We start from the raw sequence: 12569 nt of genomic DNA, 5'->3' as shown, positions 1-12569 counted from the left end.
ATATTTAAAAAAATATGCAAAAAAAACAGTGTTGAACTCTTTTTTATACAATTTACTAAGAGTCCAACACTGCTTTATTCAGTTTTTATTTTTAAAACAATCCAATGGCGTTGCCTTTTTCATCCACATCCATGTTTAATGCCGCTGGTTTTTTCGGCAATCCCGGCATCGTCATGACGTCACCAGTTAATGCAACGATAAAGCCGGCACCGATTTTTGGTACAAATTCACGGATCGTTACATCGAAATCACTTGGCGCGCCAAGCTTCGTTGGGTCATCTGACAATGAATATTGTGTTTTCGCCATACAAACTGGCAAACGATCCCAGCCGTATTTCTTAAAGCTGGCAAGCTGCTGCAAGGCTTTTTTACTATAAACCACTTCGGAGCCGCCGTAGATTTCTCGAACGATGGTCTCGACTTTTTCATTAAGATCATCATGATCGCGGGAAAAGATCGAATGGAAATTATTTTCTTCTGTCGCAATTGTTTCTACTATAGTATTCGCCAAATCAATCCCGCCGTCTGGTCCTTTTTCCCAGACACTCGCTAATTCAACTTTAACTTCCTCGTTGGCGCAAAGTTCTTTTAACAATTCAATCTCTTTGTCAGTGTCGCTGATGAATTGATTGATTGCTACTACAACTGGTAAACCATATTTACGCATATTGCGAATGTGCTTAGCTAAGTTGCTGAAGCCTGTTTTTAAGGCACTTAGGTTCTCAGCACTTAAATCAGTTTTTGCGACCCCGCCGTGCATCTTTAAAGCCCGAATCGTAGCAACGATCACGACTGCATCTGGTGCCTTGCCTAAACTTGGCACCTTGATGTCTAAGAATTTTTCGCCGCCTAGATCTGCGCCAAAACCGGCTTCAGTAACGACATAATCCCCACTGTGAAGTGCGGCTCTGGTGGCTAAGATACTGTTACAGCCATGTGCGATATTCGCAAATGGGCCGCCATGAACAAAGGCGGGTGTTTGATAGATCGTTTGAACTAGATTTGGTTTGATTGCGTCCTTCAAGACTAAAGCTAGGGCCCCTTCAATTTTTAAATCTCCAACCGTAACTGGCTCACGATCAAAGGTGTAAGCGACGACGATGTTCGACAAGCGCCGTTTTAAGTCATTAATGTCTGTTGCTAGACAAAGAATCGCCATGATCTCACTAGCTACTGTAATATCAAAGCCGTCTTCTCTCGGCACACCATTGATTGGACCGCCTAAGCCCACCGTAATATGGCGCAATTCACGATCATTTAAATCAACCACTCGTTTCCAAATTATACGACGAGCATCGATATTTAATTCATTGCCTTGGTGAATATGATTATCTAATAAGGCAGACAACGCATTGTTTGCGGTGGTAATCGCGTGCATGTCGCCGGTAAAATGCAAATTAATATCTTCCATTGGTAACACTTGGGCATAGCCGCCGCCAGTTGCTCCGCCCTTGATTCCCATTACAGGACCTAAGGAAGGCTCCCGAAGCGCGATTACTGTTTTTTTGCCAATTTTATTTAAGGCGTCTCCTAAGCCGATGGTTACTGTTGATTTTCCTTCACCGGCTGGGGTTGGATTGATCGAGGTGACTAGGATCAGTTTTCCTTCTGGATTTTTTTTCATTCGATCTAATGCGTCAAACTCGATTTTTGCTTTGTATTTTCCGTGAAGCTCGAGATCGTCAAAAGATAAATTGATTTTTTCAGCGATTTCCGTAATTGGTGCTAAAGAGGTTGCTTGTGAGATTTCGATATCTGATTTCATAATAACTCCCTTTCCCGAACGTTATTCAGAGAAATATACTTTTTTATTCGTTCAATAGTATTATAACGAATTTTTTTAAGAAAAACACTACTGAGAATCGGTAAACTCATTGATTCGCAATTTTTGTTTCCATCACGTATAATGAAACCAGCAATTGCAAAGGAGTGTTGCAGGATGAATAGCGGCATTGTTAAATGGTTCGATGAAAAAAAGGGTTACGGTTTTATTGACTATGAAGAGAATCAAGAAGTTTTTGTTCACTTCACTGCTATTGAAGAAGAGGGATTCAAAACATTGGATTCTGGTGACGAAGTTGAATTTGTAATTGTAGAGGGTGCCCGAGGTATGCAGGCTGCCCATGTTAAAAAGAAATAAACGAAAAGATCAGTCATGACTGATCTTTTCGTTTATTTCTTGCTTTATTTCGATCTCAGGGTAATAAGCCGAAAACGTAGCGACAAAAGATGCCTTGCGTTTCTTGGTCAGCCCTAAGTGGAAATTTGTTCCGCTTAGCCCCTTGCGTTTAAGAACCACGCCATCTTTTCGAACAATTAAACAATCGATGTGCTCTCTAAGGATTGTTTCCCTTTTCCAAAATCTTGAAAAGCGAACCTTGATCTCTTTTTCATCAATCAATAAATAGCGATGGAGCCCCATCACGGCGAAGAAAATAAAAAGCCCGATGATGATGTTCCCTTGTAAATAGGGATGAGTCTTTTCAAGTGTCAGAATCAAACCATAAAAAAGCACAATAAAGGTCAATGACCAGTAGATAATACTAATCGATAATTCTGGTTGCCAAAAATAACGTTTCTCATTCATTCATATACTCCTAGTCTTAGAAAGGTTTCACGAACTCGGTCGGCTTTTTTGCTTATGGCCAAAGCTAGCTTGTGAAGCTGGATAATAAAAATTATCGTAATTACCTTTTCATCGCTAAAAAATTTTCTTTATCAACAAAAAGGATGGTCATCATGATAAAAGTTTTTACAGACGCCGCTAGCAATACCAAAAGAAGCGGTGGCGGCATCGTCATAATCGCTGAAGAACAAAAACAATTAGCGCTACCACTGGTAGAAGCCGACAATCATCAAGCGGAGCTAGCGATTATTATCCATGCGCTGCATTATTTAATTGATCATCAGTTAAATGATCAAACGGTTTTTCTTTATTCCGATAGTAAAACTGCAATAAAAATTTTAGACCAAGGACAAACAAAAAACAAGCGATTCCTTCCATATTTATCAGAGTTTAATGAATTAGCGCCACAATTCCCCCTACTTCTCCTTCAGTGGATTCCTGAAGCGAAAAATAAGGGGGCGGACAATTTAGCTCGGCAAGGCCTGCAAAAAAAATTATAGGACCGGTGATAGCAAACGTGAAAAGCGTTGCTTGAAATTCAGCCAATGAGATTGATTGGCGATCATTTCATCGGTTAATAGAATACAATTTTCCATATCAGCTTCAAATATTTCTCTAAACTGCTTAGCAACTGCCGGATCATAAATAAAGCTGCTGACTTCAAAATTCAATTCATAGCTGCGAATATCTTGGTTGGTTGAGCCGAAAGTAGCTAGCTCGTCATCAACGACGATCGTTTTGGCATGAATAAAGCCATCGGTATAATGGTAAATTTTTACGCCTCGTTGATGTAAAAAGTTGGCATAATATTGCGTAGCCCGATAGATGAAAGGATGGTCCGGCATATTCGGCACCATGATGCGGACATCAATCCCTGAGCGAACGGCGATCAAAATTGCTGAAATCATCGTCTCATCCGGAACTAAATAGGGACTTTGAATCCAAACGCTTTTTTCAGCAGACATGATCAGTCGCACAAATCCATCCTTGATGATTTGCTCTTCCGCCGAGTCTGGTCCGTCCGCCACAATTTGCATCGGCACGCCCTTTCTGATTTCTTTTTCAGGCAGCACAAAGTATTCCGGAAAATAAGCCATCCGGTCTTCTTTATTAGCCACCGACGCATTCCAATCACGAATAAAAATTTCCTGTAAGGTAAAACTGGCGGTACCCTCGATTCTTCCGTGAGTATCACGCCAGCGCCCGAAACGTTCCGACTCACCTAAGTATTGATCCCCCACATTGAAGCCACCGGTCCAACCAATCTGACCGTCAATTACTACGATCTTTCGATGCAAATGGTAGTTCAAACGTGTTTTGGCTAAAATATTTTTGGACGTAATGAAAGGCGTCACTTTTCCGCCATTTTTAATCAATGTTTCAAAAAACTTTCGATTGGTTTTAGGCGAACCCCACGGATCATAAATCATCCGTACTTCCACACCCTCAGCTGCCTTTTTTTCAAGGATACGCAAGAAGCGATTTCCAATACGATCATTAAAAAAAGCATAATACTCTACGTGAATATTACTTTCCGCGGCTTCTAAGTCAACAAACAACCGTTCAAACTTATCTTTTCCGTCTAAAAAGAATTCCAGCTCATTGCGAATCGCTAAAGGCGACTCGTCTAAATTTTGAAAGAATTTTACTAAAGCTTTCGCCGTGGGATAAAGCTGGTCTGGTTCATTGTAATCCACATGCTGATTGTCTTGGCGGATCATTTCATTGATTTCTTTTACTCGTTTTTCGTCTTCTTGCTCAAAACGATACATCGTTTCCCCATCGATCCCACGTCCACAAAAGGCATAAATTAAAAAGCCAATCACAGGTAAAAAGATCAAGGTCAATAACCATGCCCAGATCGTTGTAATATTTCTAGGCTTTCTGAAAACCGTAATAATTGCACCAATCGCATTGGCGATAAATATAAATAAGATAATTTGTTCAATAATTCCCAAATGGTCCCCTCTTTTCAACTAATTTTCTCATTTTGATTATACCGAAAGTCGAGACGCTTTAAAAGAAACACGCTGTCTTAGAGCAAATAAAAAAACAGCGTCTCGCTGAAGTTATCGCAGGCACTAGCTTTCTAGTTAGTTGCGGGTTCCTCGCTTGACGCTGTTTTTCTATTTTTAAATTACGCTAGCCAGTTGGCTACTTCTGCTAAGGCAGCAGATAAACCGGCTGGATTTTTTCCTCCGGCTTGAGCCATATCTGGACGGCCGCCACCGCCGCCGCCAACTTTTGGCGCGATTGCTTTGATTAAGTCTCCTGCTTTTAAGCCTTTTTCATTAGCTGTTGGACTCATAGCTGCTAAAAGATTGACCTTTTCTCCTTGGACCGTGCCAAGAACTAAAACATCAGATAAAGCTTTTTGTTTCCATTGATCGGCTAATTGACGTAATTGGTTCATGTCTTTTACGTTGACTTGAGCTGTGATCACAGTCGTTCCGTTGATTTCCTTCACATCTTTAAAGACGTCGCCAGCTTGTTGATTGGCTAATTTGGTTGCTAGTTGCTCATTTTCTTTTTGTAATTCACGTAATTGCTGTTGCAATTGTTCAGTCTTGCTGACGACTTCTTTGATTTGTGGAGATTTCACGATTTGCGCGACTTGGATCAGTTGTTCTTCTTCCTCACGGAACGCTTCATAGGCTTCTTTTCCTGTTAACGCTTCGATCCGGCGAACACCAGCACCGATGCCTGATTCAGAAACAATCTTGAATAAGCCGATATCTTCCGTATTCGCTACATGGGTTCCACCACACAATTCGATTGACCAGTCGCCAATGTTAACTACACGAACATCATGACCGTATTTCTCGCCGAACAATGCCATCGCACCCATATTTTTGGCGGTGTCAATATCGGTTTCAATCGTTACGACTGGAATAGCTTCCCAGATTTTTTGATTGACAATTTTTTCCATTTCTTTTAACTCAGCGGCTGTGACTTGACCGAAATGCGTAAAGTCAAAACGTAAATGTTTGTCCGTCACTAATGAACCCGCTTGGTTCGCGTGATCGCCTAACACTTCTTTCAAGGCTTTATGCAAGACGTGTGTCGCTGTGTGATTTTTGATGACTTTATTACGGAAAGCCGCGTTAACTTGTAAGAAATAGTTTTCGCCTTCTTTTAATGAAGCAAGTACTTCTACTGTATGCAAGGCTTGCCCATTAGGCGCTTTTTGGACATCTACGACATTGGCGATGATTTTACCAGACTGATCAACAATCATGCCAATATCAGCGATTTGTCCCCCCATTTCTGCATAGAAAGGCGTTTCAGCAAAAATTAATTGTGCTTCGCCCTCTGACACTTCAGCAACAATCCCGTTATCTTGTATCACCACAAGTAGTTCGCTTTCGTTTTCTAAATGTTCATAGCCGACAAATTTGCTGGCCACTTTGATGTCACCTAATAAAGCCGTTTGAACGCCCATAGATTTCTCAGTGGTTCGCGCTGCCCGCGCCCGTTCTTTTTGTGCTTCCATTTCGACTTCAAAGCCTTCGTGGTCAACTTTCAAACCTTCATCTTCGGCAACTTCTTCCGTCAATTCAACTGGGAAGCCGAATGTATCATATAACTTAAAGATCGTTTTCCCATTCAAGGTTGTTTCATTATGATCCTTTAATTTAGCCAAGACGTCGTTTAACATCGTTAAGCCATCGTTAATCGTTTCATGAAAACGTTCTTCTTCAGTCCGAACAACTTTTTCAATGAACGCTTCTTGCTGTTTGACTTCGGGATAATAGCTCACCATGATTTCACCCACCACAGGAACTAATTTATACAAGAAGGCTTGATCGATGCCTAATTTTTTGCCATGCATAACTGCGCGGCGTAATAAACGGCGCAACACATAGCCCCGACCTTCATTAGAAGGCAAGGCCCCGTCACCAATCGCAAAGGCTAATGAACGAATATGATCAGCGATTACTTTAAATGAAATATCTAATTGTTTATCAACACCATATTTTTTGCCGCTTAATTCTTCAACTTTGCCAATGATTGGTAAGAACAAATCTGTTTCAAAGTTGGTTGGTGCGTCTTGAATGATTGAAACCATCCGCTCAAGCCCCATGCCCGTATCAATATTTTGATGTGGCAATGGTTCGTAGGTTCCTTGTGGTGTGTGGTTGAATTCTGAGAATACGAGATTCCAGATTTCCAAGTAGCGTTCGTTCTCACCACCAGGATAATTTTCCGGATCGTCTTCCGCTAGATCGTTAAAAGATTCTCCTCGGTCATAAAAGATTTCTGAGTCGGGACCACTTGGGCCAGCGCCTAAATCCCAGAAATTGTCTTCGATTTCAACGACATGATCCGCTGGAATACCAACTTCTTCTAGCCAAATCCGTTTTGCTTCTTTGTCTTCTGGGTAGACGGTGACATATAATTTATCTGGATCAAAGCCGATCCATTCTGGTGATGTCAAAAATTCCCAGGCCCATTCAATGGCTTTGACTTTGAAATAATCGCCGATTGAGAAGTTTCCTAGCATTTCAAACATTGTATGGTGACGCGCTGTTTTTCCGACATTTTCAATATCGTTGGTACGAATTGATTTTTGCGCATTGGCGATCCGTGGATTTTCCGGTACCACACTCCCATCAAAGTATTTTTTCATGGTAGCAACACCAGAGTTAATCCATAATAAGGTTGGGTCATTAACCGGGACTAATGACGCACTTGGTTCGATCATATGGTCCTTTGTCTTAAAAAAGTCCAAAAACATTTGGCGCACTTCAGCGCTTGATAATTTTTTCATCTATTTCTCCTCTTTTCTCAAAAAAATAAAAACTACCACTGCAGTCAAGGACGAAAACTCGCGGTACCACCTTGATTGCAATGATAGTTTGATCATTACCTCTTCAGCTCGTTAACGCTGAGCAGCGTTGATTTTTCAATCAAAACTTTTGGGAGCAATTTATTTTTCGCCACGTGCAGCTTTCAGCAACCGTGCACTTTCTGTGGAGGCGTAAAGAATAAACCATATCCTGTTAAGAGTATAGGAAAAACTCTGACAAAAGTCAAACTAGACTTTGATTAAGATTGCTTTGCGGTATAAATACTCGCTTGGCGCTAAAACTTTTTCATGCAGCAGCATCGTATCATTCGCAAAGTAAGTCGCAAGTGGCAAGAAATCAACGATCGGTATTCCCACTTGATTCTTTTTATTCCGTAGCTTTAAGACACCGGGGTCTTCTGTGATCTCAAAGCGTTCCATTGACGTGTCAAAAAATAAACCGAACATATTGGCCTGCTCCATCATTTTGCGAACATTTTTTCCGCGATAGGGATCATTGATGTTTAGATCATTGCCCCAACGGAATAACCGGCGGCTACCAGCACCATTTACGTATTCCCATTGATCCTCCGTCAATAGATCAAAGTTCTTTTTACGAATTTTCTTTCGCAAGCTGGAATAAGTGTGGTTCTTGTGACTAAAGACGTGGTAGTAATCACTGTTAGGAACCATTTCAATATACCAGCGATCTTCCTTCAAGACATTTTTCGGGAAAGACCAGACCATACTTTCTTCAGCTGTTAAAGTCGGAAACAGCACGTCTTTAATTTCTTGTTCAAAGGCTGAAAATTGATCGGCCTCTCCTTCAAAACTGCCCGTCACAGCATCGTAAACCCCTAAATAACTAGTACCAGCCGGCAACGCATGTCGCTGAACAAACATTGGAGGGATTTGGACTTTCCGCAAATTGGTGGTTTTATCATTGATCAGTTCACCTAACGAATCCACATCAAAAAAATTATATTGTCCACGCAGTTCTTCAGGAATCGTAATCTCTTGTGAATTAGGTGCCGTCTCTAATAATGATAGTCCTTTTGTTCCGAGATTCCATCCTAAGATGGCATCTTTGTTTCCGGGAATAAAAACAAATTCTTCTTCATCGAAGGTTAATTGAAACGTTTGACATTTAATACCATATAATTCAAAATCCTTTAGCTCAATATCCGAGATTTTCATTAAAGGATTTACAAAATGTAGCAATAACTGGCTTAACAGCGTCCGCTTTTCTTTCGGTGTTAAGCGTTTCCAATAGGACCAGTCTAATTGATCTAATAAGTTCATAAAACTTTCTGCCTCCTCCAACACTACTATGGTAGAATTATACCATTATCAGCATGAAATGAGGAAAAAGATGAGGGAAATTTTCGGATCTGAGCTAGCTACGCAAGCGGCGGCCTTTTATTTACGTTATCAAGTTTTTGTTTTAGAACAAGGAATTTTACCAGAGTTGGAATTCGATGCATTGGATACGCCGGATCGACGCTATATTGTCCTTTTTGATGGAAATTTGCCGGTGGCAACCGCCCGCTTCCAAACGATTAATAAAACCACTTTGAATCCTGACCGCTTATGTGTTGCTGAAGAATTTCGTCAGCAAGGACTAGGAAAAAAACTTTTAGTAATGTTGGAAAAACTTGGGGTTGCTGAAGGTTGTGAGACTTCCCTGCTTTCAGCTGAAGTCAGCGCACAAATTTTTTACGAAAAACTTGGGTACCAGGTCGTGTCCGACATTTTTGAAGAAGATGGAATTTCCTGCGTAAAAATGCAAAAAGCTCTAGCTGCCGACGAATAGTCGCGCTAGAGCTTTTTAGCTTATGAATTCGAACGTTTTTTATTTTTCCGTGCGCCGCGTTCTTCTTGACGCCGAGTTTGACGCCGTTTTTGTTTATTTGATTCTGAGATTGCGCGATCAATTTTCTTTTTGTAACCAGGTTTGATTTTTTTCTTCGATTTTTTGACCAAACCAATCAAAGTAGGATCTAATTCATCTTTTGATTTTTCACGTTTCTTCCGACGGTTGCGGTCATAGGTATCAACAATTTCGTCATTTTTGATTTCCTTCGGTTGGAACGTGACACCAAGATTCTCGATTAAGTTGACGCTGTTTTCATCACTTGGACTATAAAGCGTAATCGCAGTCCCTGACATCCCATTACGGCCGGTCCGTCCGACACGGTGGATAAAGAAATCTAAATCTTGTGGAATCTCGGCGTTAATCACATGAGAAACCCCTTCGATATCAATCCCTCGGGCAGCTAGATCGGTTGCGACTACATATTGATATTCCAAATTTTGAACTTGGCGCATAACTCGTTTACGTTCACGTGGTGAAATGTCTCCGTGAATTTTCGCGACCTTCAAGCCTTGCGCTTTCAAGTAGCCGCTGATTTCATCAACGTGCTGTTTGGTATTAGCAAAAACAATCGCTAAATAAGGATGACCCACCGTTAATAATTGATAGATCAAACGGTTGCGATCTTTTCCCTTAGTGGAGATCAACCAATTTTCAATCGTATCCGAGATGACCGCTTTTGACTTGATTTCTTCCATCACTGGATTTTCCATATATTTTAATAGGAAAGGACGTAATTTTTCTGGGATGGTCGCTGAAAAGACCAGCATTTGTAAATGTTTAGGCAAACGACCAGCGATTTGATCGACTTCATGCAGGAACCCCATATCAAGCGTCATGTCAGCTTCATCGACGACAAAATATTGCGCTGTGTGCACTTTCAAAGCCTGCTCGTTCATCATGTCTAAAATGCGTCCCGGCGTGCCGATAACTACATGAGGCTGATGACTAGTTAATTTATCGAGCTGACGTTGCTTATCGGTCCCTCCGACAAAATTCGATACGCGAATCTCCGTTGGTGAAAATTCTGCGATTTGGCTGGCTGCTTGATAAATTTGAGCAGCTAACTCCCGGCTTGGTGCAGTAATCAACACTTGCACCTCGTCTTTTGTGCCATCGATCTTATCCATCAATGGCAATAAGAAAGTATGAGTCTTACCAGAACCAGTCTGAGATTGACCGATCACATTTTTTCCTTTTTTAATTAAAGGAATCAATTTTTCTTGAACCTCTGTGGGCTCGGTAAAACCTTTATCCTTGATGGCTTCAAGAATAAATGGTTGGAAATTAAATGATTCAAACGTTCGCATATTATACCTCTTTCTTTAGCGTACTAATCGTATACGTGTGGCTTGCTTTGTCATGGAATAGGCGGTTTTTTCTCCTTATGAGAGCATACAATAAGTTGAATAGAAATAAAAGCAAAATTCCTAAACTAAGTAGCCCAAAAGTGACATAAGCAATAAAAACAGTGTGGTTGGTCGTTGTCAGATGGGTCAAAGTAAATTGGAAAATCATTAAAAGGCCATATAAAAGAAAATAAAGCGCGCTGTAGCGTTTGACCAAACTGCTGAAACGGATATGGTCCCGCCCATTTTCCGTTACTTGAATCCGTACGACTTTCTTGCCGATTGTCTGACCATTCCAGAAATACATCAGAATCATAAAATAAATAATTACTTCAAGTACCAGACTGACAAATGGATAGCTTAGCAAATCATTCAGTCTAGTTGGTAAGCTGCTTGAAAAAAAGCTCAAAATCGTGCTGACAAAACTAATAACGAGCCAATCGATTACTAAAGCCACCAACCGGCGTAATAGTGTCACTCGTTGCCCTTTTTCCAAAGATTCAGAGTCCAATTCATTTCTGGTTGGTAAAAAGAAGGTAAAGAGCGGCGCGCAAACAAAACCTAAAGTTCCACCGATCGTATTATGCAACAAATCGTTTACATCAAATAGACGATATGGTCTCGGATAAATAAAATACAAACCGCTTAGCTGGGTTAGCTCGAAAAAGAGTGACAAACAAAAGCTTGCCAAGATTGTTTTACCGATCGAAAATTTGAAATAATAGCGGCAATAGATCCCAAAAGGAAACAACAAAAAAATATTAAAGACCGGCTCTAAAAAGACGCTTTGCTTCATCGCGGGTAGATACGTGCTAGGATGATTAAGCTGTAGTACTGTTTGGTTGATAAAGTTATGCCAGGATTGGAATAACTGTAATTCGTAACGTGGGCTGGTCAATTGTGCCACGGCACTGATGCTTGGCAGCGGCAAGATCACTAAATAATAAGCGCATAATAAATAGAAGACAAAAGAGTACAAGATTAAGCTTCGGAGTTTGCCTAATTGTCCATACTTCCGATAATAATAAATTAAAAAAGGTGCAGCAATCAGCATGGCTAAAAATGGAAAAGTCAGCACCGCTGCTTTAATTGGAAAAATATAACTGTTCATGTAATTCCCTCATTCGTTATAGTCATTGAAACAGATGGTGATAATAAAGAGTTTTGAAAAGTTGTGGTAAAATAAATGCAGTATCTACAAAATAAAGTTCATTGATAAAAAATTCATGGAGGTCATTCTAAATGCTAAATCCCCTTTTTGCCTTTGGCGTTCCGGCAGCACTATTAGTCGCTTACGCTGTTTTTTTCTTTTTCAAAAAAGCAAAACAAAAAGAATATCGACGGTTTGTTTTAACTTTGATATCCGTCTTTTTAACGACTTTTAGCTATCAAGTTTATAATTATAGCCAAACGGTCATCAAACTTAGCACGCCAGATAGCTTCGAAAAAAGCTTTGGCTATAGCCAAGGACGTTTAATCGTACCCTTCATTTTAGGCGCTATTTTAACAGTCATCAATGTTTATTATCTGTTTCGTCAATTTAGAAAAAAAGAATAACAGGCAGCCTGTTATTCTTCTAAGCTAAAGAATTTGATTTCAACATTATCTAACAATTTCAATGTATTTAAATCTAAACGAACCCACTCTTTAGAGGCCGCAAGATATTGATTATTCTCAAAACTGATTTCAATCTCATTCAAAAGCTGTTCGGGACTGCTAAAAGCACGGTTGTCTTTTTCCAGCAGCACAGTAACGAGAGCAGGATTTTCGATTAGAAAATAATCCGCTTGATACTTATATAAAATAATTTGATAGGTTTTACTTTTTAGTTCGCAACGAATCGCGAACAATCCTTCAGATAAATTGGATAGTTTTCTAGCAACTTCTTTGGGACTCAATATTTCTTGATGCAACATGTTTAGAGTTCCTCCT

General features: G+C 40.3%; 12 protein-coding genes. 4 read left to right on the top strand and 8 right to left on the bottom strand.

The window, feature by feature from the left end:
• Window positions 1–91: 91 nt before the first annotated feature.
• Window positions 92–1765: a formate--tetrahydrofolate ligase gene (locus RV00_RS04190; protein WP_071861346.1), complete on the bottom strand. Its 1674-nt coding sequence runs from the start codon at window positions 1763–1765 to the stop codon at window positions 92–94.
• Between the two features lie 174 nt (window positions 1766–1939).
• Here RV00_RS04190 and RV00_RS04185 point away from each other — a divergent pair, with 174 nt between their 5' ends.
• Window positions 1940–2140: a cold-shock protein gene (locus tag RV00_RS04185; RefSeq protein ID WP_071861345.1), complete on the top strand. Its 201-nt coding sequence runs from the start codon at window positions 1940–1942 to the stop codon at window positions 2138–2140.
• A gap of 9 nt (window positions 2141–2149) precedes the next feature.
• Here the strand turns inward: RV00_RS04185 and RV00_RS04180 are convergent, their stop codons facing one another.
• A complete protein-coding gene (locus RV00_RS04180) occupies window positions 2150–2587 on the bottom strand; it encodes an EbsA family protein (RefSeq protein ID WP_071861344.1) in 438 nt (145 codons plus the stop codon).
• 152 nt (window positions 2588–2739) lie between these two features.
• Between RV00_RS04180 and RV00_RS04175 the strand changes: the two genes are divergently transcribed.
• A complete protein-coding gene (locus tag RV00_RS04175) occupies window positions 2740–3126 on the top strand; it encodes a ribonuclease HI family protein (RefSeq protein ID WP_071861343.1) in 387 nt (128 codons plus the stop codon).
• On the opposite strand, the gene cls is transcribed toward RV00_RS04175, so the two are convergent.
• From cls to RV00_RS04160, 3 genes are all read right to left on the bottom strand, one after another.
• Complete coding sequence (gene cls / locus RV00_RS04170) at window positions 3121–4584, bottom strand: cardiolipin synthase (protein ID WP_084133227.1); 1464 nt, start codon at window positions 4582–4584, stop codon at window positions 3121–3123. The genes RV00_RS04175 and cls overlap by 6 nt on opposite strands.
• Before the next feature lie 179 nt (window positions 4585–4763).
• Entirely contained in the window at window positions 4764–7397 is a 2634-nt protein-coding gene (alaS, locus tag RV00_RS04165; RefSeq protein ID WP_071861341.1) for an alanine--tRNA ligase, read from the bottom strand.
• A gap of 267 nt (window positions 7398–7664) precedes the next feature.
• Window positions 7665–8717, bottom strand: a complete 1053-nt coding sequence (locus RV00_RS04160) for a DUF7278 family profilin-like fold-containing protein (protein WP_071861340.1) — start codon at window positions 8715–8717, stop codon at window positions 7665–7667.
• Between the two features lie 70 nt (window positions 8718–8787).
• Between RV00_RS04160 and RV00_RS04155 the strand changes: the two genes are divergently transcribed.
• Window positions 8788–9228 carry a GNAT family N-acetyltransferase gene (locus tag RV00_RS04155; RefSeq protein WP_071861339.1) on the top strand — a complete coding sequence of 147 codons (441 nt, stop codon included), beginning with the start codon at window positions 8788–8790 and terminating at the stop codon, window positions 9226–9228.
• Between the two features lie 20 nt (window positions 9229–9248).
• Here the strand turns inward: RV00_RS04155 and RV00_RS04150 are convergent, their stop codons facing one another.
• Both RV00_RS04150 and RV00_RS04145 read right to left on the bottom strand, forming a co-directional pair.
• Entirely contained in the window at window positions 9249–10598 is a 1350-nt protein-coding gene (locus tag RV00_RS04150; protein WP_071861338.1) for a DEAD/DEAH box helicase, read from the bottom strand.
• A 1-nt stretch (window position 10599) separates the two neighbouring features.
• Window positions 10600–11748, bottom strand: a complete 1149-nt coding sequence (locus RV00_RS04145; protein WP_071861337.1) for a VanZ family protein — start codon at window positions 11746–11748, stop codon at window positions 10600–10602.
• 131 nt (window positions 11749–11879) lie between these two features.
• Between RV00_RS04145 and RV00_RS04140 the strand changes: the two genes are divergently transcribed.
• Complete coding sequence (locus tag RV00_RS04140) at window positions 11880–12194, top strand: hypothetical protein (protein ID WP_071861336.1); 315 nt, start codon at window positions 11880–11882, stop codon at window positions 12192–12194.
• 11 nt (window positions 12195–12205) lie between these two features.
• On the opposite strand, the gene RV00_RS04135 is transcribed toward RV00_RS04140, so the two are convergent.
• Window positions 12206–12553, bottom strand: coding sequence for a hypothetical protein (locus RV00_RS04135; protein ID WP_071861335.1), 348 nt, complete (start codon window positions 12551–12553; stop codon window positions 12206–12208).
• Window positions 12554–12569 lie beyond the last annotated feature (16 nt).

The organism is Enterococcus devriesei (genome assembly GCF_001885905.1).
Classification (GTDB): domain Bacteria; phylum Bacillota; class Bacilli; order Lactobacillales; family Enterococcaceae; genus Enterococcus_A; species Enterococcus_A devriesei.
The sequence above is the reverse complement of the archived record's forward strand: the minus strand, read 5'-3'. Positions and strand labels throughout refer to the sequence as shown.